Source organism: Dactylosporangium sp. CA-052675 (assembly GCF_050947935.1).
Taxonomy (GTDB): domain Bacteria; phylum Actinomycetota; class Actinomycetes; order Mycobacteriales; family Micromonosporaceae; genus Dactylosporangium.
In genome coordinates this window covers 9,105,633-9,131,238 of the sequence record NZ_CP192010.1, presented here as the reverse complement: position 1 = coordinate 9,131,238, position 25,606 = coordinate 9,105,633, and the positions used below count along the sequence as shown (strand labels likewise).

At 72.9% G+C, this 25,606-nt stretch carries 21 protein-coding genes, 2 tRNA genes and 1 riboswitch; of the genes, 19 read left to right on the top strand and 4 right to left on the bottom strand.

Features of this window, described 5'->3' with window-relative positions; translation table 11 throughout:
• The first annotated feature begins 455 nt into the window (after window positions 1–455).
• The 3 genes from ACQP1P_RS40905 (at window position 456) to ACQP1P_RS40895 (ending at window position 3,420) form a co-directional block, all read left to right on the top strand.
• The gene (locus tag ACQP1P_RS40905; protein ID WP_433079697.1) at window positions 456–2,000 is read left to right on the top strand and encodes a diguanylate cyclase domain-containing protein; all 1,545 of its coding nucleotides are present in this window, start codon (window positions 456–458) and stop codon (window positions 1,998–2,000) included.
• Between the two features lie 73 nt (window positions 2,001–2,073).
• Window positions 2,074–2,213: riboswitch (cyclic di-AMP (ydaO/yuaA leader) on the top strand.
• Between the two features lie 169 nt (window positions 2,214–2,382).
• Window positions 2,383–3,105 (top strand): hypothetical protein, encoded by a 723-nt coding sequence (locus ACQP1P_RS40900; RefSeq protein WP_433079695.1) that lies wholly within the window; start codon window positions 2,383–2,385, stop codon window positions 3,103–3,105.
• A gap of 57 nt (window positions 3,106–3,162) precedes the next feature.
• Window positions 3,163–3,420 carry a hypothetical protein gene (locus ACQP1P_RS40895; RefSeq protein ID WP_433079693.1) on the top strand — a complete coding sequence of 86 codons (258 nt, stop codon included), beginning with the start codon at window positions 3,163–3,165 and terminating at the stop codon, window positions 3,418–3,420.
• A gap of 171 nt (window positions 3,421–3,591) precedes the next feature.
• Here ACQP1P_RS40895 and ACQP1P_RS40890 read toward each other — a convergent pair whose 3' ends face one another.
• The gene (locus tag ACQP1P_RS40890) at window positions 3,592–4,110 is read right to left on the bottom strand and encodes a SigE family RNA polymerase sigma factor (RefSeq protein WP_433079691.1); all 519 of its coding nucleotides are present in this window, start codon (window positions 4,108–4,110) and stop codon (window positions 3,592–3,594) included.
• Window positions 4,111–4,351: 241 nt separating this feature from the next.
• Entirely contained in the window at window positions 4,352–5,746 is a 1,395-nt protein-coding gene (locus tag ACQP1P_RS40885) for a polyprenyl synthetase family protein (RefSeq protein ID WP_433079689.1), read from the bottom strand.
• A gap of 663 nt (window positions 5,747–6,409) precedes the next feature.
• Here ACQP1P_RS40885 and dnaG point away from each other — a divergent pair.
• On the top strand, window positions 6,410–8,260 hold the full coding sequence (gene dnaG, locus ACQP1P_RS40880; protein ID WP_433079687.1) for a DNA primase: 1,851 nt from the start codon (window positions 6,410–6,412) through the stop codon (window positions 8,258–8,260).
• A 496-nt stretch (window positions 8,261–8,756) separates the two neighbouring features.
• The gene (locus ACQP1P_RS40875; protein WP_433079685.1) at window positions 8,757–9,299 is read left to right on the top strand and encodes a hypothetical protein; all 543 of its coding nucleotides are present in this window, start codon (window positions 8,757–8,759) and stop codon (window positions 9,297–9,299) included.
• Between the two features lie 82 nt (window positions 9,300–9,381).
• On the opposite strand, the gene mptB is transcribed toward ACQP1P_RS40875, so the two are convergent.
• Window positions 9,382–10,683 (bottom strand): polyprenol phosphomannose-dependent alpha 1,6 mannosyltransferase MptB, encoded by a 1,302-nt coding sequence (gene mptB, locus ACQP1P_RS40870; protein ID WP_433079683.1) that lies wholly within the window; start codon window positions 10,681–10,683, stop codon window positions 9,382–9,384.
• A 54-nt stretch (window positions 10,684–10,737) separates the two neighbouring features.
• Here mptB and ACQP1P_RS40865 point away from each other — a divergent pair, with 54 nt between their 5' ends.
• From ACQP1P_RS40865 to ACQP1P_RS40815, 11 genes are all read left to right on the top strand, one after another.
• Window positions 10,738–11,676, top strand: coding sequence for an ABC transporter ATP-binding protein (locus tag ACQP1P_RS40865; protein ID WP_433079681.1), 939 nt, complete (start codon window positions 10,738–10,740; stop codon window positions 11,674–11,676).
• Window positions 11,676–12,437 carry an ABC transporter permease gene (locus ACQP1P_RS40860; RefSeq protein WP_433090326.1) on the top strand — a complete coding sequence of 254 codons (762 nt, stop codon included), beginning with the start codon at window positions 11,676–11,678 and terminating at the stop codon, window positions 12,435–12,437. Before ACQP1P_RS40865 ends, ACQP1P_RS40860 begins: the two co-directional genes overlap by 1 nt.
• Before the next feature lie 4 nt (window positions 12,438–12,441).
• Complete coding sequence (locus ACQP1P_RS40855) at window positions 12,442–13,215, top strand: ABC transporter permease (RefSeq protein ID WP_433079679.1); 774 nt, start codon at window positions 12,442–12,444, stop codon at window positions 13,213–13,215.
• A 386-nt stretch (window positions 13,216–13,601) separates the two neighbouring features.
• On the top strand, window positions 13,602–14,786 hold the full coding sequence (locus tag ACQP1P_RS40850) for an ROK family transcriptional regulator (protein WP_433090324.1): 1,185 nt from the start codon (window positions 13,602–13,604) through the stop codon (window positions 14,784–14,786).
• The gene (locus ACQP1P_RS40845) at window positions 14,783–16,369 is read left to right on the top strand and encodes a sugar ABC transporter ATP-binding protein (protein ID WP_433079677.1); all 1,587 of its coding nucleotides are present in this window, start codon (window positions 14,783–14,785) and stop codon (window positions 16,367–16,369) included. Before ACQP1P_RS40850 ends, ACQP1P_RS40845 begins: the two co-directional genes overlap by 4 nt.
• 85 nt (window positions 16,370–16,454) lie before the next feature.
• Window positions 16,455–17,504, top strand: a complete 1,050-nt coding sequence (locus ACQP1P_RS40840) for an ABC transporter permease (RefSeq protein ID WP_433079675.1) — start codon at window positions 16,455–16,457, stop codon at window positions 17,502–17,504.
• Between the two features lie 90 nt (window positions 17,505–17,594).
• Window positions 17,595–18,638, top strand: coding sequence for a substrate-binding domain-containing protein (locus tag ACQP1P_RS40835; protein WP_433079673.1), 1,044 nt, complete (start codon window positions 17,595–17,597; stop codon window positions 18,636–18,638).
• 55 nt (window positions 18,639–18,693) lie between these two features.
• Complete coding sequence (locus ACQP1P_RS40830; RefSeq protein ID WP_433090322.1) at window positions 18,694–19,830, top strand: Gfo/Idh/MocA family protein; 1,137 nt, start codon at window positions 18,694–18,696, stop codon at window positions 19,828–19,830.
• Window positions 19,827–21,005, top strand: coding sequence for a xylose isomerase (xylA, locus tag ACQP1P_RS40825; RefSeq protein ID WP_433079671.1), 1,179 nt, complete (start codon window positions 19,827–19,829; stop codon window positions 21,003–21,005). Before ACQP1P_RS40830 ends, xylA begins: the two co-directional genes overlap by 4 nt.
• Before the next feature lie 202 nt (window positions 21,006–21,207).
• Entirely contained in the window at window positions 21,208–21,801 is a 594-nt protein-coding gene (locus ACQP1P_RS40820; protein WP_433079669.1) for a ThuA domain-containing protein, read from the top strand.
• An 880-nt stretch (window positions 21,802–22,681) separates the two neighbouring features.
• Window positions 22,682–23,689 carry a sugar phosphate isomerase/epimerase family protein gene (locus ACQP1P_RS40815; protein WP_433079667.1) on the top strand — a complete coding sequence of 336 codons (1,008 nt, stop codon included), beginning with the start codon at window positions 22,682–22,684 and terminating at the stop codon, window positions 23,687–23,689.
• A 60-nt stretch (window positions 23,690–23,749) separates the two neighbouring features.
• On the opposite strand, the gene ACQP1P_RS40810 is transcribed toward ACQP1P_RS40815, so the two are convergent.
• Complete coding sequence (locus ACQP1P_RS40810) at window positions 23,750–24,082, bottom strand: hypothetical protein (protein WP_433079665.1); 333 nt, start codon at window positions 24,080–24,082, stop codon at window positions 23,750–23,752.
• A 204-nt stretch (window positions 24,083–24,286) separates the two neighbouring features.
• Here ACQP1P_RS40810 and ACQP1P_RS40805 point away from each other — a divergent pair.
• The 3 genes from ACQP1P_RS40805 to ACQP1P_RS40795 all read left to right on the top strand — a co-directional run bounded on the left by ACQP1P_RS40805 (window position 24,287) and on the right by ACQP1P_RS40795 (window position 25,553).
• A tRNA-Asn gene (locus tag ACQP1P_RS40805) sits at window positions 24,287–24,362 on the top strand.
• A gap of 87 nt (window positions 24,363–24,449) precedes the next feature.
• Window positions 24,450–24,523, top strand: a tRNA-Ile gene (locus ACQP1P_RS40800).
• 229 nt (window positions 24,524–24,752) lie between these two features.
• Entirely contained in the window at window positions 24,753–25,553 is an 801-nt protein-coding gene (locus tag ACQP1P_RS40795; protein ID WP_433079663.1) for a DUF4142 domain-containing protein, read from the top strand.
• Window positions 25,554–25,606: the final 53 nt, after the last annotated feature.

Below are 25,606 nucleotides of genomic sequence, written 5' to 3'. Positions count from 1 at the left end.
GCAGGGCGGCGGCGCGGTGCGGCAGCGGTGCAGGCGCGGCAAAAACGACGAACCGGGCGCGGCAAGAGTGGGGCAAAAACGGCTAAACGTTCGGCGTCCGCCCAAACAGTGGCGAAAGCGGCGCGGCGCGCTATGTGCGACGTGGGGCGTCCACCAGCGCCGACAGGCCGTCCAGCAAGCGCGCCATCTCCGGCCGCCTCGTCTCGACCGCGATCCGGCTGGCGGACACCGACGGGCTGCCCGCGCTGTCGATGCGCCGGTTGGCGGCCGCGCATGCTGCCGTACCTGCCGGGCAAGGGCCTGATGATCGCCGCGATGACCCGCGAGGCCCGGCGCGCCGCGGGAGCCCTGCGCCTGCCCGCCGCAATCTCGTGACGCCGAAAGGGTTTACTTCAGATCCGGTTTGATGCGTCGATGTAAAGGTGCAGGGTCGGCCGGATGCGGGTAGGCGAGCGATGGGTGATCGAGACGCGGCGATGGCCGCGATCCGCTCGGTGTACCGCATCACGGGCCGCATCAACACCGGGACCACGCTGGCCGAGACGTTGCAGCTCATCGTGGACGCCGTCGTGGACGGGACCGGGTTCGCCGTCGCCGTGGTCAACTACCTGCACCCGGAGGGCGAGTACGAGGCGATCGCGCTGGCCGGCTCGGAGGAGGCGCGCGCGACGCTGCTCGGGACGCGGTACCCGGCGGCGGAGCTCGATGCGTACCTCGGGCGCACGGAGGCGTGGGGGCAGCTGCGGTACCTCTCGCACGAGCGGCACAGCGATCACATCCACTCCTGGGTGCCCGAGGCCGTGCCCGGCCTCGAGGACGTGCCCGAGGAGGAGCGCTGGCACCCGCTCGACGCCCTGTTCGCCCCGCTGCGCGCGCCCGACGGCGAGCTGGTCGGCATCCTCGGCGTCGACCTGCCCGCCGACGGCCGCCGGCCCGGGCCGCTGCAGCGCGAGCTGCTGGAGATGCTCGCCGCGCAGGCCGGCATCGCGATCAACAACGCCAATCTCGTCGAGGCCCTGCAGCGGGAGCGCCGCCACCTGGCCGCCAGCGAGGAGGCCTTCCGGTTGGCCTTCACGGGTGCCGGTACGGGCATGTGCATGCTCGGCCTCGCCGGCGCCACCCAGGCCCGGATGACCCGCGTCAACCCCGCCCTGTGCGAGCTGCTCGGCCGCACCGAGGCGGAGCTGCTCGAGCTGCGCATCGCCGACCTCCTGCACCCCGACGACCTCGACATGGCCCGGCTCGCCTTCGCCGCCGCGACCACGGGCAAGGCCACCCAGGTGCGCGACTACGAGATCCGCTGCGTGCGCGGCGACGGCGCGGTGATCTGGGTCGCCACGACGCTGTCCATCGTGGCCGGGCCGCCCGCCTTCGGCATCCTGCAGGTCCAGGACATCACCGAGCGCAAGGCGGCCGAGGCCGACCTGGTGCGCCGGGCGTCGCGGGACCCGCTCACGGGCCTGGCCAACCGCGACGCGCTGGCCGCGCCGCTCGCCGCCGCGGTCCGCCGGGCGCATTCCGGGCGCGGCACCGGGGTGCTGCTCTTCTGCGACCTCGACGACTTCAAGTCCGTCAACGACACGCTCGGTCACGACGCCGGGGACGCGGTGCTCGTCGCCGTGGCCCAGCGGCTGTGCGCGCTCGTGCGGCCCGGTGACACCGTGGCCCGCCTCGGCGGCGACGAGTTCGTGGTGCTCGCCACCGACCTGCCCGGCACCGACGCCGCCGGCCTGGCCGCGCTCGTCGACCGGGTCGAGCGGGCCGTCTCGGCGCCGGTGGTGCACGACGGGCACGTGCTGCGGGTGCGGGTCAGCGTCGGGGCGGCCGTGATCGATGACACGGTGCTCGATGCCGGGGCCGCCCTGCGCCTGGCGGATCGGGCGATGTACCAGGTCAAGGGCGCACGGCGCGGGCGCGGGATGACCGATCGTGTGACAGCGCACGGTGAGCGTTCCGGTGCGCCGGGTGGTATCCCGTTGCTGTGGTTGGCCGAGTCCTGAAGTCCCCGTTACTGTCGGGTGGTCTGCCACGGGCGACGCGCCCCGAAACGCGGGGCCACCGGGCAGGCGCCGTCGAGTCGCGACGCTCACTTCGGCGTCGTGAGCCGGGGACCCATCGCAGTCCTTGGGGTGTATCCGTGACCGAGTCACGGTAGGGCGAATCCTCCCGCCCGAACCCGTCAGCTAACCCGGTAGGCGGCACCGGAAGGAGAACTTCTCGTGCTCGTCGACGCCCTGTGTCGTCTTTCCCCGGACGGGTGATCGCCAGGACCTGACCTGGCCCGTGTCCACCCGCTGACCGTTCGCTTCGCCGCCGCGCGATCCCTGCCGTACCACGGGATCGTGCCGATGGCGCGCGCCCGCATCCGTCTGAGGAATGATCTTGCTGAAACCTTTGCCGCGCCAATTCCAGCCGCGCCATCGCCGGCCACTGCTGACCGTCAAACCCGTCGCCGTCTCCGCCGTCGTCCTGTCCGCCACCCTGCTCGCGTCCGGCTCGGCCGGCCACTCCGCCACCGCCGGCGCGCCGCGTCCGCCGGCCGCCGCGCCCGCCGCGCCCGCGCCGCTGTTCGCCGAGGACGCCTCGCTCGTGCTGTCCCAGCTCGACGGGCAGGCCTCGCTCTCCGACGCGCCCGCCCCCGCGCCGGCCGCCCCGCCCCCGCCCGCCCGGCCGCGGCCGGTCGCCGGGCTGAACCAGACCCAGATGAACAACGCGGCCGCGATCGTCCGGCAGGGCCGCGCCCAGGGCATGCCCGAGAAGGGGCTCGTCGTCGCGGTCGCCACCGCGATGCAGGAGAGCGACCTGTACAACGTCGCCAGCCCGGCCGTGCCGTCCTCGATGAAGCTGCCGCACGACGCCGTCTCGACCGACCACGACTCGGTCGGGCTGTTCCAGCAGCGCGCGAGCCAGGGCTGGGGCAGCGTGGCCGAGCTCATGGACCCGGCGCACTCGGCCGCGCTGTTCTACTCGGCGCTCGCCCGGGTGTCCGGCTGGCAGAACATGAGCGTCACGGCCGCGGCCCAGGCGGTCCAGCGCTCCGCGTACCCGGGGGCGTACCAGAAGCACGCCGACCGGGCCGCGCAGGTCGTCGCCGCGATCGCCTGAGCCGCTCGGCGCACGGGATCGACGGTCCGCCCGTCCTCGTGGCCGGCCAGGTGTACCGTGCCGACCGCCCCGCCCGGCATCGTGACCTCGACGCCGGGCCGGGACCGGCCCTCGGGCGGCGGCTTGTCCGTCGCGCCGGGCCTGTCGGGCACCGGCGCGTCGGCCGCGCCGGGCGTGTCGGATGCCGGCTCGTCGGCCGCGCCGGGCGTGTCGGGCACCGGCGCGTCGGTCGTGCTGGGCGTGTCGGGCACCGGCGCGTCCGCCGCCCTGGACGTGGCGGGCACCGGGCCGCCCCCGGCCGCCCCGGCGGCGTGACCACCACCCCGGCGACCAGCGCGAGCACCGCCGCGGCCACCGCCCCGCTCGCGGCCGCGGCCCGCCGCCGGCGCCGCCGCCCGTCGGTCACCACCCGCCCCAGATCGACGCGCGAGGCCGGGGCCTCGTCACCGTCGCGCATGAGGACCCGCAGGCCCTCCTCCCAGTCGTTCACCGCACCCTCCCCGCGTGCTCGGTGGTCTCCTCGAGCAGCCGCCGCATCGTGGCCAGCGCGGCCGAGGTCTGACTCTTGACCGTGCCCGGCGCGCAGCGCAGCGCCCGGGCCGTCTGCTCGACGGACATGTCACAGAAGAACCGCAGCACCAGTACGGCCCGCTGCCGGTCGGGCAGCCGAGCCATCGCCTGCCGCAGCTCGAGCCCGGCGGGGATGCCCTGCAGCCCCGCGTCCTCGGCCGCCCGCTCCGGCACCCGGTCCACGAGCGACACGCGCGCCGACCAGCCGCGCCGCCGCTCGTCGATGAACCGGTGCACCAGCACGGTGCGCACGTACGCGTCGACGTTCCCGGCCCGCCGGATCCGCCGCCAGCGCACGTACACGTCCGTGAGCGCGCGCTGCACGATGTCGTCCCCGCGCGTCCAGTCCCCGCAGAGCAGGTACGCCGCGCGCCGCAGCCCGGGCAGCCGCGCCCGCACGAACTCGTGGAACTCCTGCTCGACGGCATCCACCATGGTCGCTGCCTCCCCCGCCTCACCCCCTTAGGCGTACGCGGGCCTCGCCCCGGTTCGCCGGAGCCGAAGATTTGCGCGTGCCGGGTACCGGCGGCGGCGCGCTCAGCGCGCGGTGGTGGCCGGGCTCAGCACGGCGTGGCCGTCGTGCTCAGCGTGGCGTGGTCGTCGCGCTCAGCGTGGGCGTGGCGGCCGTGTTCAGCATGGCGTGGGGACCGTGTTCAGCGTTGCGGGGTGGGCGTGCTCAGCGGGGAGTGGCGGTCGCGCGGCGGGCCAGCGCGACGAGCTCGGCCACGGCCGTGGGGGAGGGCGACGCGAGGTCGAGCGCCAGCAGCGCCTGGGAGAGCAGCTCCTCGGCCTGGCGGCGGCACCACTCGCGGGCGCCCGACTGCTCGATCGTCTTCGCGGCGCGCTCCACGTCCGCGTCGCTGAGCCGGGCCCGGCCCTCGAAGAGCGCGGCCAGCTCGTCGGCGCCGGCCGCGATCGCCGCGGCCACCGGCAGCGACCGCCGCCGCCGGCGCAGGTCGGGCCCGATGCCGCCGCGCTCGCCCCAGATGCCCAGGAGGTCCTCGGTGAACTGCACCGCGAGGCCCAGCCGCACGCCGAACAGCCGCAGCCGCTCCACCTGCGCCGGGTCCCCGCCGCCGGCCACCGCGCCCAGGGCGCAGGCGGCCCCGAACAGCGCACCGGTGCGCTGCTCGACCATGGCCAGGCAGTCGCGCAGGAGATCGGTACGCTCCTCGCCGCCCACCGGCCCCCGCCCCGCGGCGGCCGCGCGCCCTCGGGCGCCGCCGTTGGCTCCTGCGCCGCCGCCGTTGGCTCCTGCGCTGCCGTTGGCTCCTGCGCCGTCGTTGGCTCCTGCGCCGCCGTCGTTGGCCCCTGCGCCGTCGTTGGCCCCTGCGGCGCCGGCGGTGCGGGGCTGCGGGTGCGGTGCCGGGTCGGTGTCGTCGGCCTCGTGGCGGTCCCCGCTCACGGCCGGCGAGTCGGCGGCGAGTCCGGCCCGGGTGCGGCCGGGCTCGTAGCAGTCGCGGGCCGGGCGCCGGCCGGCGGTCGACGGTTGCGTGCGGGCCAGGGGCGGGGTGTCGCGCAGGGCCAGGGAGGCGTGCTGCCCGTGCAGGAGCTCCTGCACCGCGTCGCCCAGGATGCGCAGCATGGCCCGGTCGGGTCCGGGGCGGCCGGGGCGCTGGCGGGGGCGGGCGGGGTTGCTGTGGGTCGGGTCGCCGGTGGCGATCACGTCGAAGGCCAGGGCCAGCAGGGCCTCGCCGCCGAGCGAGGCGGGCTCGGCGCCGACCACGCTCCAGGCGGTGCCGTCGGGGTGCTCGTCGACCAGGTCGCGGCGGATCGCGGACCAATGGTGCAGCAGCTCGACGGCGACCGCCGAGGGCACCGCGTCGTGGGGGTCGCCGCCGACCGCGTCCGCGCACACCAGGGTCAGGGCGCTGCGGATCGAGGCGGCGGGGGCGTCCTCGCCGCCCCAGGTGCGGTGGTGCCACCCCAGCTGCAGCTCGGCGACCTCCCGCGACGGCTCGGGCAGGCGCCCGATCGCCGTTCGCAGGGGCGGGTCGACCAGGCGGCCGGCCCAGCGCAGGACGTCATCCGTGGTCCGCAGCACGATGACCACCGCGGTCGCACCACCCATCGCCAGAGGGAGCACGCAGCAGGTGCTCGAGATCGGGCCGTGCCGATGCGAGCCGTCGGCGCCCGTGAACCTGGTCAAGTATGCCGAAGTGGCCGGGTGCGCACGCCGGATTCCGCAATGGAGGGGCCGTGTGGCGAAGACCGCAGTCGCCCGTACGGTGCGTGTCGCGCCGAAATCCGCGTGTCGCCCGCCGGAGCGTGACTGACCCCGCACCCCCGCACCCCCGCACCCCCGCACCCCCGCACCCCCGCACCCCCGCACCCCCGCACCCCCGCACCCCCGCACCCCCGCACCCCCGCACCCCCGCACCCCCGCGACGCCGCGACGCCGCACCCCGAGTCCCCGCGTCGCCTGCCCGAGCTTGCCCCCGACCCCCGCGACGCCGCGCCCCGAGTTCCCGCGTCGCCCGCCCGAGCGTCCCCCCCGGACCCCCGCGCCCCTGCGGCCTCGCGATCCGCGTCTCGCCCGCCGGAGCGTGCGTCGGCTCCACTGTGGATGGTTCCGGATCGGAGGCCATAGGGCCTTATCGCCTCGGTGCGTGGCCGGGTGAGGGTGCGGGGGAGGCGCCCGGAGAGGCGTCGGCGGCGTGCGAGTCGTAAATTGTCGTAGCCGCGAGGCAGGATGTATGACAGCGCGCAAGCCGGACTGGTGGGGAGGTGGCGGTTGGCCGGCAAGATCAAGGACGAGGACATCGCCCTGGTCCGGGAGCGCACGTCGATCGAGGACGTGATCTCCGAGCACGTCACGCTGCGGTCGGCGGGTGGCGGCAACCTCAAGGGGCTGTGCCCGTTCCACGACGAGAAGACCGCCTCGTTCAACGTCTCACCGACCCGCAACGTGTACTTCTGCCACGGCTGCGGCGCCGGCGGCGACGCGATCAAGTTCCTGATGGACCACGACCATCTCTCGTTCGTGGAGTCCGTCGAGCGGCTGGCGTCCAAGGCCGGGCTGCAGCTGCACTACGTCGAGGCCGGCAGCGCCCCGGTGCGGCCCAGTGGCCAGAAGCACCGGCTGATCGCCGCGCACGCCGAGGCCGCGCGCTTCTACGCGGCGCAGCTCGGCACGCCGGGGGCCCGCAAGGCGCGCGAGTTCCTGGCGCAGCGCGGGTTCAGCAAGGAGGCGGCCGAGCGCTACGGGTGCGGGTTCGCCCCGGAGGGCTGGGACAACCTGGCCAAGCACCTGCGGGTGCAGGGGTTCTCGGCGCAGGAGCTGACCACCGCCGGGCTGTGCCGGGAGGGGCGCTCCGGCGGGCTCATCGACCGGTTCCGGCGGCGGCTCGTGTGGCCGATCAAGGACATCTCGGGCGAGGTGATCGGCTTCGGCGCGCGGAAGCTGTTCGACGACGACGACGGGCCGAAATACCTCAACACGCCCGAGACGCCGCTGTACAAGAAGTCGCACGTGCTCTACGGCATCGACCAGGCCAAGCGCGAGATCGCCAAGCAGAGCCGGGTCGTGATCGTCGAGGGGTACACCGACGTGATGGCCTGCCACCTGGCCGGCGTCCCGGTGGCCGTGGCGACCTGCGGCACCGCGTTCGGCGGCGACCACATCTCCGTGCTGCGGCGGCTGCTCATGGACGCCGACGGCTACGGCGGCGAGATCATCTTCACGTTCGACGGCGACGCGGCCGGGCAGAAGGCGGCGCTGCGCGCGTTCGAGGACGATCAGCGCTTCGTCGCCCAGACGTTCATCGCGGTCGGCCCGGACAACATGGACCCGTGCGAGCTGCGGCTGGCCAAGGGCGACGCGGCCGTGCGGGACCTGGTCGCCGACCGGCAGCCGCTGCTCGACTTCGCGCTGCGCTCGGTCATCCAGCGCTTCGACCTCGACACCGCTGAGGGCCGCGTCGGCGCCCTGCGGGCCACCGCGCCGCTGGTCGCGAAGATCAAGGACCGGACGCTGCGGCCCGAATACGCGCGCAAGCTCGCCGGGGACCTCGGCATGGAGCTCGAGACGGTGCAGCGCTCGGTGGCCTCGGCGGCCAAGGGCGTCATCGACCCGATGCCGCCCACGCAGCAGCGCCGCGTCCTCGCCCCGGACAGCGCCGAGGCGCTGGTCGAGCGGGAGGCGCTGAAGCTCGCGCTGCAGCAGCCGGCCCTCGCCGGGCCGATGTTCGACGCGATCGGCCCGGAGATGTACACGCATCCGACCTACAGCGCCCTGCGCACCGCGGTGCTGGAGGCGGGCGGCGCGTCGAGCGCGACCGGCGGGGCGGTCTGGATCGAGCAGGTCCGCGAGGCCTGCCTGGACCTGGCCGCGGGCGCGATGGTGGCCGAGCTGGCGGTGGAGCCGCTGCGCCTGGACGGCGACCCGGACCCGCGCTACGTCGAGGTGACGATCAACCGCCTGCAGCTCATGGCGCTGAACCGCACGATCGGCGAGCTGAAGTCGAAGCTGCAGCGGATCAACCCGGTGAGCAGCGCCGACGAGCACCTGCGGCTGTTCAGCGAGCTGGTGTCGCTGGAGCAGCACGCCCGCGCCCTGCGCGATCGGGGTGCGAGTCGTTGGTGAGACGCGGCTTGCGCGGGCCGTCGCGCGGATGGGGCGCGCCGCGGGTGGCGGTGCTGTGGCCGCGTGTTACGGGGCCGGCAACAGGGTCCGCGGCACGGCATAGGTCCGCGGCACGGCATAGGTCCGCGGCACGGCATAGGCCCGCGGCACGGCATAGGCCCGCGGCACGGCATAGGCCCGCGGCACGGCATAGGCCCGCGGCAAGGCGCGAGACGGTTATGGCCCAGGGGACGGTTGCGGCGCGTGGGCCGGTGGGCGGGTTGCCGGCTCGTCGGGCCGGTTCTGCCGTCCCAGCGCCAAGAGGCCGGCCGGAGAGGCCCGCGAGGGTCGCCGTCCGGGCGGCCGCGGACCCGGTGGACAGGCCCGCCAGGGCCGCTGTCCTTGCCCCGGCGGACCTGGCAGAGAGGCCCGCCAGGGCCGAACGGTGTCTGACGGGAGCAACGGTCCGGACCCCCGCGGACCTGAGCCATGACCTTCGGAAGTGGGAGTATTAGCCGTGTTTGGCGTGTTCAAGCGGCGGAAGCTGCCGGCCGGGCGCCGGCCGAGCCTCGGGGCGGACGAGCGGGTCGTCGCGTGGGCGGGGGCCACCGGCGATGACGTCGTGGTGGTGACCAATCACGGGGTGTGGCTGCCGGGGGCCGGCGAGCCGCTCGGGTGGCACGAGATCCACAAGGCGACGTGGTCGGGGCGGCAACTCTCCGTGATCGCGGCTCGGGAGGTGCCGGTCGGGGACGACGCGTACGCGGTGATGGAGGACCGGCCGCCGATCGTCGTCACGCTGCTCGATCCCGATCGGGTGCCGGAGCAGGTGCGGGTGCGGGTCAACAAGTCGATCGCGCACACGTCGCACCATCCGCTCGAGGAGATCACCGGGGTGAAGGGCGGGGTGCGCGTCGTGGGGCGGCGGGTGCCGGGCGTCAACGGGCTGCGGTGGACGGTGCGGTACGACGAGGGCGTCGACGCGGCCGCGCCCGGGGTGGCCGAGCACACGGCGGAGCTGGTGGCGTGGGCGAAGTCAGGCGTCGGCGTGGTCGGGTGATCGGCGTGGTCGGGTGATCGGCGGCGGACGAGGCGCGCGGCGAGCGTCACGACCAAGGCGGCGTCGAGGGGCGCGGGCGAAGTCAGGCGTGGTCGCGTGAGCGGCGGCGGACCAGGCGCACGGCGAGCGTGACGACCAGGGCCACGTCGAGGAACGCGCCCGGGACCTTCGTCTTCGTGGCCAGGCCGAGGCTGTCGGGCAGGGTCAGGAACGGCAGGGCGACGACGGCCACGTGCACGCCGGTGCGCAGCCGGCCGGTGAGCTGCGTCGCGGCGAGCACGGCGATGCCCGTCAGCGCGTACCAGGCGTAGAACACCGGTCCGAGCACCGCCGTGACGAGCAGTGCGAGGCCGGCCAGGGTCAGGACGGCGTCGTGGTCGGTCGATCGGCGCACGGCCCGCAGCCACAGCCAGAGCAGCAGGGCGGCGAGGACCACCAGGCCGATCGCGCGGGCGATGGCGACGGAGGTGCCGAACGCGCCCGGCAGGCCCGCGACCCGCAGGACGTATCCGGCTGCCATCCCGACGCCACTCGGGATCGACAGCCACTGCACCAGCCCCGCCGTGGCTCCCAGCGCGCGAAGGAAGCCCAGGCCGTGGCCGGTGACTGCGGCAAGGACAGCGTAGGTCGCGACCGTCGCGGCCACAAATGTCGTTCGCTTCCGAAGGGACAGCAGCAGCAGTACGGCGAACGGCGCCGCCACCAGCCCGGTCACCTTGACCGCGGCGGCCAGCCCGAACGCGACGCCGCCGAGCGCCGGCCGGCCGCGGGCCGCCAGGGCGAAGCCGGCGAGCACGAACCCGGCCACGAGGATGTCGTTGTGCACGCCGGATATCACGTGTACCAGCACCAGCGGGCTGGCCGCGAGCGCCGCGTTGCCGTCCGTGAACCGGTGCGCGGCCGCCACGCACAGCACGAGCCCGAGGATCGCGACCAGGCGGAACAGCCCGACGGCGACGAGCAGGTTCCCGTGTGCGGCCCAGGCCACGGCGCCGGAGACGGCGAACCACAGCGGGCCGTAGGGCGTCGGGGTGTCGCGCCACAACGGCGGGACGTCCGACAGCCACGTGCAGGGCAGCGCCGACGGGCCGTGCTCGTAGAGGTTGATGCCGGCGTCGAAGAGCTGGCCCTGGCAGGCGTACGCGTACACGTCCAGGGCGCCCATGGGCGGGGCGGCGAGCAGCGGCAGGCTCCACAGCGCGGCCGTCACGAGCAGGCTCCCGGGCTCGCCGCGCAGGTTCCACCAGGCGTAGGCGAGGATGCCCAGCGCCACGAACCAGACGCACACGCCCGTCACCCAGGCGGCGTCGTGGGTCCCGGGCCGGCCCGCCAGGTGTCCGCTGAGCGCCAGCAGGGTTGAGGCCGCGAGCCCGAGCCATCGCACGAGGGGCATCGTAATCGCCGCGAAAATGTCGTACCCCGCCGCTATGGTCGGGTCGTGGTGGACGACGGGGCATTGATCGCGGCGAGCGGGCTGGTCAAACGGTTCGGCAATTTCACGGCGGTCGATGGGATCGACGTCCGGGTGGCGCCCGGCGAGGCGTTCGGGTTCCTGGGGCCCAACGGGGCCGGCAAGTCCTCCACCATGCGCATGATCGGCTGCGTGTCGCGGCCCACCGGCGGGCGGCTGCGCATCCTGGGCCTGGACGCGGCGCGCGACGGGCCGGCGATCCGGGCGCGGCTCGGGGTGTGCCCGCAGCAGGACACGCTCGACCCCGAGCTCACCGTGCTGGAGAACCTGGTGGTCTACGCGCGCTACTTCCGCATCCCGCGGCGCGTCGCGCGCGAGCGGGCCCGGGAGCTGCTCGACTTCGTGCAGCTCGGCGACCGGGCCGGCGACCGGGTCGAGCCGCTGTCCGGTGGCATGAAGCGGCGGCTGACGATCGCCCGGGCGCTGATCAACGAGCCCGACCTGGTGCTGCTCGACGAGCCGACGACCGGGCTCGACCCGCAGGCCCGGCACCTGGTGTGGGAGCGGCTGTTCCGGCTCAAGCAGCGGGGCGTGACGCTGGTGCTCACCACGCACTACATGGACGAGGCCGAGCAGCTGTGCGACCGGCTCGTGGTGATGGACGGCGGGCGGATCGTGGCCGAGGGCTCGCCGCGGCAGCTCATCGCGCGGCACTCGACCCGCGAGGTCGTCGAGGTCCGCTTCGGCCTCGAAAGCCCGGCCGACGCGGCCCAGGGCGACAAGCTCGACGGGATCGGCGAGCGGGTCGAGGTGCTGCCGGACCGCACGCTCGTCTACGTGCAGGACGGCGACGCGGCGCTGGCCGAGATCGCCGCGCGGGGGCTGGCCCCGTCGAGCACGCTGGTGCGCCGCGGCTCCCTCGAGGACGTGTTCCTGCACCTCACCGGCCGGACGCTGGTCGAGTGATGGGGACGCTCGCGGTCCTCGAATACCACCTGGTGTGCTATCGGCGCATCTGGCGCAGCTCGGTGCTGAGCTCGTTCGCGCTCCCGGCGATGTTCCTCGTCGCCATGGGGGTGACGGTCGGCGGATACGTCGACGCGCGGCCGTCCGGGCTCGGCGCGCCCTACCTCGACTGGATCGGGCCGGGGCTGCTCGCCTCGACGGCGCTGCAGGTCGCGGTGAACGACTCGACCTGGCCCGTGTTCTCGATGTTCAACTGGATCCGCACCTACCACGCGATGCGCGCCTCGCCGGTGACGTCCGCCGCCGTCCTGCGGGGCCACCTGCTCTACGTGTGCCTGCGCGTCGGGGTCGCGGCCGTCGCCTTCCTGCTGGTGCTGCTGCCGTTCGGCGCCCTGCACTCGTGGTGGGCGCCGGCGACGCTCGGGCCCGCGATCCTGACCGGGCTCGCGTTCGCGGCGCCGTCGTTCGCGTTCGCCTCGGTGGTGGCCAGCGACAACTACTTGGCGATGCTGTTCCGGCTCGTGGTCGTGCCGATGACGCTCTTCGCCGGGGTCTTCTTCCCGGTCGGCGGGCTGCCGGCGCCGGCCCGCGTCCTGGCCTACGCGTCGCCGCTGTGGCACGGCGTCGAGCTCTGCCGCGCCGCGACGCTGGGCACCGCGACGGCGTGGGGCGTGTGGGCGCACCTGGGGGTCCTGGCCGCCTACGCCGGGGCCGGCTACGCCCTCGCGGTGCGCGGGTTCACCCGGCGGCTGGAGGACTGAGGCGATGCTGCTCGCGGGGGCGCTCTCGGTGATGCTGCGCAATGTGTCGGCGGCGCGGCACGTGACCTACTGGCTCGTGCTCGTGTCGGGGATCGCGGAGCCGATGCTGTACCTGTTCTCGATCGGGGTGGGCGTCGGGCGGCTCATCGGCGACGTGCCGCTCGGGGACGGGCGGCTGGTGTCGTATGCCGGGTTCGTGGCGCCGGCGACGCTGGCCGCCTCGGCGATGACGGGCGCGATGGCCGAGACGGTGATGAACTTCTACGGGAAGCTGAAGTTCATGAAGCTGTACGACGCGACGCTGGCCACGCCGGTGACGCCGCTGCAGCTGGCCTCGGGCGAGCTGCTGTGGGCCATGGCGCGGGGCGCGTTCTACTCGGCCGCGTTCCTCGCGGTGATGGTGGCCCTCGGCCTGACCTCGCCGGTCCGGGCGGTCGCGGCGTTCCCCGCGGCGCTGCTCGTCGGGTTCGCCTTCGGCGGGCTGGGGATGGCGCTGTCGACGTTCCTGCGCTCGTGGCAGGACTTCGACTACGTGAACGTGGGGCAGTTCGCGCTGTTCCTGTTCAGCGGGGTGTTCGCGCCGCCGTCGGACTACCCGCTCGTGGCGCGCCTGCTGGTGCAGGCCACGCCGCTGTACCACGGGGTGGAGCTGGTGCGCGGGCCGTGCCTCGGGGTGTGGTCGTGGGCGATGGTGGGGCACGCGGCCTACCTGGCGGTGCTGGCCGGGGCCGGCCTGTGGCTGGCGAGCCGGCGCCTCGGCCGGCTGCTGCTGACCTGACGATCCGGCGGCCCCGAGCCGCGCGCCGGTGGGTGCGGGAGCGCGGACGCAACGTGGCCGACCTCCTGGTGTGGGCCATTGTCCCGTCCCATTTGCGGGGATATTCGCCGGCGGTCACGGGCTTCGCGTAAGCCTCGCGAGCTGCGGAAATGCGCTTATTTTCGAAGTCGGGCGAACTTCCGTTGGAATCAGCAAAAGTTTGGTAACGAGCGTCAGAAGGTCTAGACGGGGGGTCCTGGAGGCGCCTAGAGTCCTGTCGCAACACGGGTGTAACGCGGGCCACACGGGTCGGCAATCAACCGTGGTCTGCCGGTGTGGTGGTGTAGCCGCATGTCGCGGTGCACTGAAGAGGACTGCGACCCGACGAGGAGGTGCCCCCAATGAACATGGTCAGCGCCATCGACAACCCGGTCCAGTCACGCCTGCTCAGGCTGCTGCGGGACACCGGGGCGCTCTCGCGGGCCGAACTGGCGGACCGGCTCGAGGTGCCGCGCCCGCGCCTGCTGGCCGACCTCGACGCGCTCGTCGCCACCGGGCTCATCCGCGAGGCCGGGCCGGCGGCGAGCCGGGGCGGCCGGCGCTCGACGCTCGTCGAGCTCAACCCCGGGCTGCGCTTCGCCGCGGTCGACCTCGGGGCGAGCTCGATCGACGTCGAGATCACCGACGGGCGGCTGGAGCCGATCGCCGCGTACGGGGAGCCGGCGGACATCCGCTCGGGCCCCAAGGTCATCCTGCAGCGCGTCAACGAGATCCTGCACAAGTTCAGGGCGGAGGGGGCGTTCGAGCGCCTCCACGCCATCGGGATCGGGGTGCCCGGGCCGGTCAGCTTCCGCGACGGGGTGCCCGTCTCGCCGCCGATCATGCCCGGGTGGGACCGGTTCCCGGTGCGGGAGGTGCTCGGGCGCGAGCACAACTGCCCGGTCGTCGTCGACAACGACGTCAACATCATGAGCATCGGCGAGCGCTACGGCGGCGTCGCGCACTCGGTCGACAACCTGCTGTTCCTCAAGGTCGGCACGGGCATCGGGTGCGGCATCTACCTCAACGGCGAGGTATACCGGGGCACCGACGGGTGCGCCGGCGACATCGGCCACATCCAGGTCGACAGCCACGGGCCGGTGTGCTCGTGCGGCAACGTCGGCTGCCTGGAGGCGCTCTTCGGCGGCGGCGCGCTCGCGCGGGACGCCCTGGCGGCGGCGCGCAGCGGTGCGTCGCCGGCGCTCGCGGACCGCCTCGAGGCCAACGGCTCGGTCACCGCCAAGGACGTCGCCGACGGCGCGGCCGAGGGCGACGTGAGCTGCATCCGGCTGATCCGCGACGGCGGACGGCGCGTCGGCGGGGTGCTCGCCGGCCTGGTCAGCTTCATCAACCCGTCGATGATCGTGATCGGCGGCGGCCTGGCCGGGCTCGGGCACATCCTGCTCGCCGAGATCCGCAGCGTCGTCTACCGGCGCTCACTGCCCCTCGCGACCGGCAACCTGCCGGTCGTCCTGTCCGAGCTCGGCCCCCGTGCCGGCGTCGTCGGCGCCGCGGTGCTGGCCAGCGAACTCGCGTATGGACGGCCATCATGACAGATCCACCGGGACACCAACCGGCACCCCTACACGACGAAGTCCTCCGCCTCACCGACGTGGTGAAGACCTTCCCCGGCGTGCGTGCGCTCGACGGGGTCCAGCTGGAGGTACGGGCGGGCGAGGTCCACTGCCTGCTCGGCCAGAACGGCGCCGGCAAGTCGACCCTCATCAAGGTCCTCGCCGGCGTGCACGCCCCGGACTCCGGCGAGATCCGCTGGCAGGGCGAGCCCGTGTCGTTCGGCAATCCGCAGGCCGCCATGAAGGCCGGCATCGCCACCATCTACCAGGAGCTCGACCTGGTCGACGGGCTCAGCGTGGCCGAGAACATGTACCTCGGCCACGAGCCCAGCACCGGCGGCTTCGTGGCCCGGCGGTCGATGCGCCGCGGCGCGGCCGCGATCCTGGAGCGGCTCGGGCATCCGGAGATCCCGGCCGCCCGCGAGGTCGGCAAGCTGCCCGCCGCCGCGAAGCAGATCGTGAGCATGGGCCGGGCGCTGTCGCGCGAGGCGCGGCTGCTCATCATGGACGAGCCGAGCGCCGTGCTCGCCCACGACGAGGTCGAGAACCTCTTCCGCATCGTGCGCGGGCTCACCGCCCAGGGCATCGCGGTCATCTACATCTCCCACCGCCTCGACGAGATCCGCGAGATCGGCGACCGGGTCACGGTGCTCAAGGACGGGCGCACCACCGCCGCGAACCTCGACGCCAAGAGCACGCCGAACCGCGAGCTGGTGAGCCGGATGACCGGGCGCACCATCGAGTACGTCTTCCCGGAGCGCCCCGCGGCGCGCACGTTCACCGACGCGCCGATCCTGCGGGTGCGCGACCTCACCCTGCCGGGCCGCTTCGCTGACGTGACCCTCGACGTGCACAGCGGCGAGATCGTGGGCATCACCGGGCTCGTCGGCTCGGGCCGCTCCGAGGTGCTCGAGTCCATCTACGGGGCTCGGCGGCCCACCGCCGGTACCGTGGAAATGCTTGGCAAGAAGGTGCGCCGGGGCGACGTCGGCGCCGCCGTGCGGGCCGGCATCGGCATGGCGCCGGAGGAGCGCAAGAGCCAGGCGCTGCTGCTGGGCGAGCCGATCTACCGCAACGTCACCCTGGCCGGGTTCGCCCGCTTCGCCAAGGTCGGCTTCACCGACGCCGGCCGCGAGCGCACCGCCGCCGAGGACGTCACCCGCAGCCTGGACCTGCGCCCGGCGGACGTGCGCCGCCCGGTGCGCACGCTGTCCGGCGGCAACCAGCAGAAGGTCGTCGTCGGGCGCTGGCTGCTCGGCGGCACCCGGCTGCTGCTGCTCGACGAGCCGACCCGCGGCGTCGACGTGGGCGCCCGCGCCGAGCTCTACCAGGTCATCCGCCGCCTCGCCGACGAGGGCGTGGGCGTGCTGCTCGTCTCCAGCGAGGTGCCCGAGGTCCTCGGCCTCGCCGACCGCGTGCTCGTCATGCGCGAGGGCCGGCTCGTGCACGAGGCGCCCGCCGGCGAGCTCGACGAAGACACCGTGCTCGACCTGGTCATGGCCGGATCGCTGCTCGACGGCGCCGACCTGTCGAGCAACACCCCCGAAGGGACCGCAGCATGAGCGGTTCGGAGCGAAGCGGAGAGGCCGTGAAACAGGAAACGCAGGGTTGGCTCAGGCCGTCGCCGGAGCTTGCGGAGGCGTCGGCATGAGCACCACCATCGAACCACCGGTGGACGTCCACGACCGGCCGCGCGTGACCCCCCAGGGCTTCTGGCAGCGCGAGGGCTCGGATCACGCCAAGCGCAACCTGGCCCTGATCGGCGTGCTGCTCCTGCTGCTGATCATCGGCATGGTCACCCGGCCGGACATCTTCCTGAGCGGGTCCGGCCTGTGGCAGAACGAGGTCGTCGTGCTCAGCCAGGCCTCCTCGATCGGCGTGATCACGGTCGGCATGACCTTCGTGATCATCGCCGGTGGGATCGACCTGTCCGTCGGGGCGATCCTGGCGCTGGCCAGCGTGTGGTGCACGACGGTGGCCACCCAGAGCTACGGGCCGGCCGTCATGGTCTTCGCGGCGCTGGCCGTGGGCACCCTGGCCGGCCTGGTCAACGGGGTCCTGATCGCCTACGGCCGGCTGGTGGCGTTCATCGCGACGCTGGCCATGATGGTCTCCGCCCGCGGCCTGGCCCAGAACATCTCCCAGTCGCACACCCAGATCACCAACGACCCGTTCATCCGGGGGCTCGCCAGCGACAAGATCCTCGGCGTGCCGTACATCGTCGTCATCTTCCTGATCGTGACCGCGCTCGGCTGGGTCCTGCTCAACCGGACCACGTTCGGCCGGCGGACCGTCGCCATCGGCGGCAACCCCGAGGCCTCCCGCCTCGCCGGCATCAACGTGCGGCTGCAGACCATGCTGCTGTACGTCCTGTCGGGCCTGTGCTGCGGCGTCGCCGCCATCATGGTGGTCTCCCAGACCTGGTCCGGCAGCAACACCAACGGCGAGGGCTACGAGCTCAGCGCGATCGCCGCCGCGATCATCGGCGGCACCCTGCTCACCGGCGGCCGCGGCACGATCGTCGGCTCGCTGCTCGGCGTGCTGATCTTCAGCCAGATCACGAACCTGTTCATCGTCAACGGTCTGCCGCTGGACATCCAGCGCGTCATCAACGGCGGCATCATCGTCGTCGCCGTGCTCGTCCAGCAGTTCCGGGTCGGGTCCTTCCCGTTCCTGAAGCGCACCGCCGCGAAGTAACCAACGCCGCACATCACCACGCGACCGTCCACGCCGGGACGGTGGCGCTGATCACCACACCCACAAACACCCCCAACATTGGAGGTCGCGATGAGCGACATGTCCCGCCGCCGGCTCCTGCTCGGCGGGGCCGCCCTCGGCGCCGGTGCGCTGCTGGCCGGCTGCACCTCGAACGACACGAAGGACAGCGAGCCGCAGACCAACACCAAGGCGGGCAACGCCGCCAGCGAGGCCCCCGGCAAGCCCGTCACCATCGGCTTCTCCGCCCCGGCGGCCGACCACGGCTGGATCGGCGCCATCACCGCCAACGCCAAGGCCCAGGCGGCCAAGTTCTCCGACGTCACGCTGAAGGCGGTCGACGCCGGCAAGGACGCCCCGGCGCAGATCGCCGCGCTGGAGACCCTCATCGCCAGCAAGCCCGACGCGATCGTGCTGCTGCCCCAGGACGGCGCCCAGCTCACCACGGTCGGCAAGAAGGCCATGGACGCGGGCATCATCGTCATCAACCTCGACCGCGAGTTCTCGGACGCGGCCGCGTCGTTCTGCCTCATCAAGGGCGACAACTACGGCATGGGCGTGGCCGCCGGGCACTACATCGGCGAGAAGCTCAAGGGCAAGACCGACGCGGTCATCGGCGAGATCCCCGGCATCGACGACCTGCAGCTGACCAAGGACCGCTCGAAGGGCTTCGCCGACACGCTCAAGGGCTACGGCCTCAGCGTCAAGCACCGGGTCGCGGCCGGCTTCACGGTGCAGACCGGCCAGGCCGCCGCGGCGAACCTGCTGCAGGCCGCGCCGAAGCTCGACGCGGTGTGGAACCACGACGACGACCAGGGCGTCGGCGTGCTCGCCGCGATCCAGCAGGCCGGGCGCAAGGAGTTCTTCCTGGTCGGCGGCGCGGGCTCCCGCGACGCGATGGACCACATCAAGTCCGGCGACACCGTGCTCACCGCGACGGTCACGTACCCGCCGTCGATGGCCTCGTCGGCGATCATCCTGGCCCGGCTCGCGGCCCAGGGCAAGGGCATGGGCGACCTGGTCGAGCTGCAGGTTCCGAAGATGATCGTGCTGCAGTCCGAGACGATCACCAAGGACAACGTCGACAAGTACCTGCCGCTCGGCTTCAAGTCCTGAACCACCGTTCTTGAGAGAGGAACCGCCAGTGTCCAGTCAGGAGCTGCGCGTCGGCATGGTCGGCTACGCCTTCATGGGGGCCGCCCACTCGCAGGCTTGGCGCACGGTGAACCGGGTCTTCGACCTGCCGGCCCGGGCGAGCATGGTCGCCGTGTGCGGGCGTGACGCGGCCGCCGTGGCCGAGGCCGCGCAGAGGCTCGGCTGGGCCGAGGCGGTGACCGACTGGCGTGAGCTGATCGCCCGGGACGACATCGACGTCATCGACGTGTGTACCCCGGGCGACAGCCACGCCGAGATCGCGATCGCCGCGCTCGAGGCGGGCAAGCACGTGCTGTGCGAGAAGCCGCTGGCCAACACCGTCGAGGAGGCCCGGGCGATGGTGGCCGCGGCGGCCAAGGCCCGGGCCGTGGGCGTGCGCTCCGCGTGCGGGTTCAACTACCGCCGCGTGCCCGCCGTCAGCCTCATGCACAACCTGATCGCCGCCGGCCGGCTCGGCGCGATCCGCCACGTCCGCGCCGCGTACCTGCAGGACTGGATCGTGGAGCCGAGCTTCCCGCTGGTGTGGCGCCTGCAGCGGGACAAGGCCGGCTCGGGCGCGCTCGGCGACATCGGCGCGCACATCATCGACCTCACCCAGTTCGTCACCGGCCAGCGCATCACGGGGGTGAGCGGGCTGACCGAGACGTTCATCAAGGAGCGGCCGCTGCCGGAGGCCGCGAGCGGGCTCTCGGCGTCGGCGGGCACCGCCACGGGCGAGGTGACGGTCGACGACGCCGCCCTGTTCATCGCGCGGCTCGACGGGGGAGCGGTGGCGACGTACGAGGCGACCCGTTTCGCCACCGGGCGCAAGAACGCGCTGCGGGTCGAGGTCAACGGGGAGTACGGCTCCCTCGCCTTCGATCTGGAGCGCCTCAACGAGCTCGAGTTCTTCGACGCCACCCGGCCCGCGGCCGAGCAGGGCTGGTCGCGCATCCTGGTGACCGAGGGCGAGCACCCGTACCTGGGGGCCTGGTGGCCGCCGGGGCACATCATCGGGTACGAGCACTCGTTCACCCACGAGATGCGCGACTTCATCGAGGCGATCGCGACCGGCGCCGACCCGACGCCGTCCTTCGAGGACGCGCTGCAGGTGCAGCTGGTGCTCGACGCGGTGGCCCGCTCCGACTCCTCGTGGGTGAGTGTGGCGTCATGAGCGATCCGTACGCTCCCACGCCGGCCGACCGGTTCTCGTTCGGGCTGTGGACCGTGGGCTGGCAGGCCCAGGACGTCTTCGGCTCGGCGTCGCGCCCGGCGCTCGACCCTGTCGAGACCGTGCACCGGCTGGCGGAGCTGGGGGCGTACGGCGTCAGCTTCCACGACGACGACCTGATCCCGTTCGGCAGCGACGAGGCCGCGCGGGACAAGGTCGTGGCGCGCTTCCGCGAGGCCCTCGACGCCACCGGGCTCGTCGTGTCCATGGCGACCACGAACCTGTTCGGCCACCCGATCTTCAAGGACGGCGCGTTCACCGCCAACGACCGCGCCGTGCGGCGCTACGCGCTGCAGAAGGTCCTGCGTAACATCGATCTCGCGGCCGAGCTGGGCGCGCCCACCTACGTGCTGTGGGGCGGCCGCGAGGGCGCCGAGTCCGGGGCGGGCAAGCAGATGCGGGCCGCCCTGGACCGCTACCGCGAGGCCATCAACGCCATCTGCGCCTACATCCGCGAGCGCGGGTACGACATCCGCCTGGCCATCGAGCCCAAGCCGAACGAGCCGCGCGGCGACATCCTGTTGCCGACGATCGGCCACGCGCTCGCGCTGATCTCGACGCTCGACGAGCCGTCGCGGGTCGGGCTCAACCCCGAGGTCGGCCACGAGGAGATGGCCGGGCTGAACTTCGCCCACGGTATCGCCCAGGCGCTCTGGCACGGCAAGCTGTTCCACATCGACCTCAACGGCCAGCACGGGCCCCGCTTCGACCAGGACCTGCGCTTCGGGGCCGGCAACCTGCGCGGCGCGTTCTGGACCGTCGACGTGCTCGAGAACTCCTCCGGCTACCCGACCGCCTACGCCGGCCCGCGCCACTTCGACTACAAGCCCCCGCGCACCGAGGACGTCGACGGCGTCTGGGGCACCGCGGCGGCGTGCATGCGCAACTACCTGATCCTGCGCGAGAAGGTTCGCGCGTTCCGCGACGACCCCGAGGTGTCGGCCGCCCTGGCCGCCGCCCGGGTCGACGAGCTGACGGTGCCGACGCTGCTGCCGGGGGAGTCCCTGGCGCAGCTGCGCGCCGAGGAGATCGACATCGACGCCGTCGCCGCGCGCGGCATGGCGTTCGAGCGCCTCGACCAGCTGGCCATGGAGCATCTGCTGGGCATTCGAGGCTGAGTCTGCTTCGCCGGGCCCGGTGGCGAGGGCCCGCCCGCGGTTGCGCCCCGCGGGCGGGGGTACCGGGCACGGTGGGGAGTAAGACCGGAGCGCCGGCGCGGTGCCAGCCAGGCACCGCGCCGGGCCCGGAAAACTGCACAACACGACATGACAGCGCGGCGGCGCGCGCAGACCCGGAACGACGCGATCGTGAGGAACTGTCATGACCATCCGCTCGTGGCTCGCCGCCGCTACGGCCGGCCGGATCATCGCCGTGCCGGGCGTGCTGATCGCTGCCCCCGCCAGGGCGGCCGACGCGCCGTACAAGGTGCTGGTCTTCGCCACGACGGCCGGCGTCCGCCACTCGTCCATCCCCAGCGGCATCGCCGCCGTGCAGGCCCTGGGCGCCGCGAACCGCTGCACCGTCACCGCCACCGAGGACGCCGCGGTGTTCACCGCGAGGCTGCTTGCGGTGTTCACTGTGAGCAGCCTCGCGCAGTTCCAGACCGTCGGGTTCCTGTCGACGACCGGCGATGCGCTCACGGACGCGCAGCAGACGGCGTGCGAGGCGTACATCCGCGGCGGCGGCGGATACGTCGGCGTGCACGCGGCCGCCGGCACCGAGTACTCGTGGCCCTGCTACGGCACCCTGGTCGGGGGCTGGTTCTCGTCGCACCCGGCGATCCGGCCGCCCGCGGTCACCGTCGAGGACCGCGCGGTGCCGTTCGCGGTCTCGGCTTCGCAGGTGGTGTACCTCGTGTGTCACGACGGCAGCGGCTCACTGATCGACATGGATGAGTTCGCGCTCGTCGGCTGAGAACCGTGATCGGCGGGTTCGCGTTATCGGCTGACGGTCGTGATCGGCGAGTTTGCGGCTCGTCGGCTGACGGTCGTGATCGGCGGGCTCACGCTCGTCGCTTGAGGGTCGTGATCGGCGAGCTGACGCTCATCGGCTGACGGTCGTGATCGACGGGCTCACGCTCGTCGGCTGACGGCCGTGTTGACGGGGGAGGGACCGGACGCCGACCGGCCCCTCCTTCGGGACCCGCCCGCCCGGACAGCGTTCTTGCGCGGTTCGGCCCTCCGGTTCGGTGACGCCGACTCCGGACCGGAGGGCCGGCGCGCGCCGTCCGGGCGGGCGGGCAACCTCGTGCGCGGGGTGTGCCCGCTGCTCGCCCCGGGTGCGTTGCCCTCTGCTCGTCCTGTGCCGCGCCCTGCTCGCTGCGTGCGGTGCCGTCTGCTCGTTTCCGCGCGTTCGTGCTGTGCGCGCTGTGCGCGGTGCCGTCTGCTCGTTTCTGCGCGTTCGTGCTGTGCGCGCTGTGCGCATTGCCCTCTGGTCGTTTCCGCGCGTTCGTGCTGTGCGCGCTGCGTGCGTTGCCGTCTGCTCGTTTCCGCGCGTTTGTGGCCGTGGCCGTGGCCGTGGTCGTTCGGTCGCGTGTCGCTGGCATCAGGGTCGGCGTCGGGGTCGGGGCGGGTTCGCCGCGACCGTGACCACGGCGGAGGGTGAGGCCACGGGAGTAACGGTCCGCACCACGACGGACATCGCGGTAGCTCTGAAAAGGCTTCTGGTCTCTTTTGCTTTGCTACCAGGTCTTTTAGGATTGCCGTGTGGGGGCGCAACCCACCGCACGACTCCGTTGTAGCTTTCAGCAGGTCACCCTCGCGCCTGAACCTTCATTGCCCGGAAGGACAGCAACATGGCGCGTCCAATCACGCTTTTCACCGGCCAGTGGGCCGATCTCCCGTTCGAGGAGGTCTGCCGCCTGGCGTCCGAGTGGGGCTACGACGGCCTCGAGATCGCCTGCTGGGGTGATCACTTCGAGGTCGACAAGGCCCTGGCCGACGAGTCCTACGTGGACCGGAAGCTGGAGACGCTCGCGAAGTACAACCTGAAGGTCTGGGCCATCTCCAACCACCTGGTGGGCCAGGCCGTCTGCGACCACCCGATCGACCAGCGGCACCAGGGCATCCTGCCCGCGCGCATCTGGGGCGACGGCGAGGCCGAGGGCGTGCGGCAGCGCGCCGCCGAGGACATCAAGAACACCGCCCGCGCCGCCCGCAAGCTCGGCGTCGACGTGGTCGTGGGCTTCACCGGCTCGTCCATCTGGCACACGCTGGCCATGTTCCCGCCGGTCCCGCCGGAGATGATCGAGGCCGGCTACCAGGACTTCGCCGACCGCTGGAACCCGATCCTCGACGTCTTCGACGAGGTCGGCGTCAAGTTCGCGCACGAGGTGCACCCCAGCGAGATCGCGTACGACTACTGGACCACCAAGCGGACGCTCGAAGCCATCGGCAACCGGCCCGCGTTCGGGCTCAACTGGGACCCGTCGCACTTCGTGTGGCAGGAGCTCGACCCGGTGAACTTCATTTTCGACTTCGCCGACCGGATCTACCACGTCGACTGCAAGGACGCGAAGGTCCGCACCGGCGACGGCCGCCGCGGCCGGCTCGCCTCGCACCTGCCGTGGGCCGACATGCGCCGCGGCTGGGACTTCGTCTCCACCGGCCACGGCGACGTGCCCTGGGAGGACTGCTTCCGGGCGCTGAACGCGATCGGGTACGACGGCCCGATCTCGATCGAGTGGGAGGACGCCGGCATGGACCGGCTCGTCGGCGCGCCCGAGGCCATCCGCTTCGTGCGCGGCCTCGCCTTCGACGCCCCCTCGGCCGCGTTCGACGCCGCGTTCTCGTCCTCGTCCTGACCCCGCACGGTGAAGGCCGGCCCCGTCGGGGGCCGGCCTTCGACACGTTCGGGTGTACCGCTAGTAGCTGGTCCCCGTCGACGGAGTCGTGGGCGCACCACTCGTCGCGAGGTCCCGCTCGATCGCGGGGGAGTCGGACGTGTGCAGCAGCCGCTGCCCCATCTCGGTCTCCGCGAAGCGGCTGTTCGCCAGCTTGTCGGTCACCTTGGTCTTGCTCTCGCTGTAGAGCCGGGTGGCCTGCTCCTGGACAACGCCGGCGGCCTCCTGGACCGTCGGGCTCTCCTTGATCTTCAGAGCAGTGGCCTTGAGCTCCTCATACTTCTCCCGACCGGCTCGGGCCCCGAGCACAAAGCCCGCCGCCAGACCGCCGAGGAACAAAAGCTTGCCGCGCATGGCGACGACCTCCTTCTGACGGCGCGAGTCATCAGTGCCTGGTGCGCCGCCGGTGTTGACATACCCGTCCATCGTCGGGCCGACACATCGATCTTGCCGCCGATTGCTGGCCGGGGGCACCCGAAAGGGATACCCGGTGGCGAAGACCCCCCGAGTCGTGCTGTACTCTTTCCCGGTCGCCCTCGAACAGAGGGGGATGCACGATCCCGCGTAGCTCAATTGGCAGAGCAGCCGGCTGTTAACCGGCAGGTTATAGGTTCGAGTCCTATCGCGGGAGCCAGTCCGGCCTCTTCGGGGGCCATTTTCTCGTTCCGGCCCGTTTCCGGGCGGCATTGCACTTGCGCGGCTCGGTAAGCTTGCTCCGCTCGGGGCGATAGCTCAGCCGGTTAGAGCTGGGGACTCATAATCCCTTGGTCGCGGGTTCGAGTCCCGCTCGCCCCACAGACTTGGGCTCACCCTGCCCGCGCGCCCTCGGGCGCGCCCGCTCCCCGGTGATGGCTTCGCCGGGCGTTGCGTGCCTGCCTCGCCTCGGCTCTGTTTACCCATCGGCTGGGCGGACTACCAATCCTCTGACGGCGCGTTTGCAACCGAGCGCCGCGTTACATCTGTAGTTGCGTGGTTACTGAGAGTTGCGGCAACTGTTCAGTCCCCACGATTGGAGGGCGCCGTCATGCGCGTCCCGTTCAGTGTCAAGGTCTGCACGCTCGCGGCGGCCGTACTCGCCGCCGCCGTGGTCCCCGCCCCCGCCGAAGCCGCCGCCAGGGACCTGTCGTCCATGGACCGTGCGTTCGTCGACGCCGCCGGGCACGGCGGCGCCTACGAGGTCGCGGCCGGCCGGCTCGCCACCGACCGGGCCGTGGACCCGGCGGTCACAGCGTTCGGCCGGCACATGGTCACGGACCACACGAAGGCCGCCGACAAACTGGCCGCCCTGGCCAAGGGCCTGGGCCTCAGCGCCCCGGACAAGCCCGACAGCGTCCAGCGCGCCATCCTGGGCATCTGGTCGGCGCTGTCCGGCCGGGCGTTCGACTGCTCCTACGCCCCCGCGATGTACGCCGACCACGTCGCCGACGTCGGCCTGTTCGAGCGGGAGGCCGCCGACGGGCAGAACGCGAAGCTGCGGGCGTTCGCCCGGGACACGCTGCCCACGCTGCGCAACCACCTCGCGATGGCCGCCACGAACGTGAAGGGGCTGTCCTGCACCGGCGGGCCGATCGGCCTGCCCGTTCCGACGTGGACGCCCGGGCCGTTGCCCTGGCCGACCGTACGGCCCACGATGAAGCCGACGCACCGGCCGACGACGCACCCGACGACGCGGCCGACCACGCGGCCGCGGCAGACGCCGACCGCGACCCCGACCGCCACCCGGACCGCCCGGCCGACGCTGCTGCCCACGCTGTGGCCGACGGTGCTGCCGACGTCGTGGCCGACGCGGCGCCCGACGACGCCAGTGCCGACCGGCATGCCGTAGCGGGTCCGGGCCGCTCGCCGGGCCGCGGGACCGCCCGGACCCGCCGCGGCTGC

Coding starts and splice junctions, on each gene's coding strand:
- ACQP1P_RS40905 (WP_433079697.1), top strand. CDS start 456: ATGGGTGATCGAGACGCGGCGATGGCCGCGATCCGCTCGGTGTACCGC.
- ACQP1P_RS40890 (WP_433079691.1), bottom strand. CDS start 4,110: ATGGTGGATGCCGTCGAGCAGGAGTTCCACGAGTTCGTGCGGGCGCGG.
- ACQP1P_RS40885 (WP_433079689.1), bottom strand. CDS start 5,746: ATGGGTGGTGCGACCGCGGTGGTCATCGTGCTGCGGACCACGGATGAC.
- ACQP1P_RS40860 (WP_433090326.1), top strand. CDS start 11,676: ATGGGGACGCTCGCGGTCCTCGAATACCACCTGGTGTGCTATCGGCGC.
- ACQP1P_RS40855 (WP_433079679.1), top strand. CDS start 12,442: ATGCTGCTCGCGGGGGCGCTCTCGGTGATGCTGCGCAATGTGTCGGCG.
- ACQP1P_RS40850 (WP_433090324.1), top strand. CDS start 13,602: ATGGTCAGCGCCATCGACAACCCGGTCCAGTCACGCCTGCTCAGGCTG.
- ACQP1P_RS40845 (WP_433079677.1), top strand. CDS start 14,783: ATGACAGATCCACCGGGACACCAACCGGCACCCCTACACGACGAAGTC.
- ACQP1P_RS40840 (WP_433079675.1), top strand. CDS start 16,455: ATGAGCACCACCATCGAACCACCGGTGGACGTCCACGACCGGCCGCGC.
- ACQP1P_RS40835 (WP_433079673.1), top strand. CDS start 17,595: ATGAGCGACATGTCCCGCCGCCGGCTCCTGCTCGGCGGGGCCGCCCTC.
- ACQP1P_RS40830 (WP_433090322.1), top strand. CDS start 18,694: ATGGTCGGCTACGCCTTCATGGGGGCCGCCCACTCGCAGGCTTGGCGC.
- xylA (WP_433079671.1), top strand. CDS start 19,827: ATGAGCGATCCGTACGCTCCCACGCCGGCCGACCGGTTCTCGTTCGGG.
- ACQP1P_RS40820 (WP_433079669.1), top strand. CDS start 21,208: ATGACCATCCGCTCGTGGCTCGCCGCCGCTACGGCCGGCCGGATCATC.
- ACQP1P_RS40815 (WP_433079667.1), top strand. CDS start 22,682: ATGGCGCGTCCAATCACGCTTTTCACCGGCCAGTGGGCCGATCTCCCG.
- ACQP1P_RS40810 (WP_433079665.1), bottom strand. CDS start 24,082: ATGCGCGGCAAGCTTTTGTTCCTCGGCGGTCTGGCGGCGGGCTTTGTG.
- ACQP1P_RS40795 (WP_433079663.1), top strand. CDS start 24,753: ATGCGCGTCCCGTTCAGTGTCAAGGTCTGCACGCTCGCGGCGGCCGTA.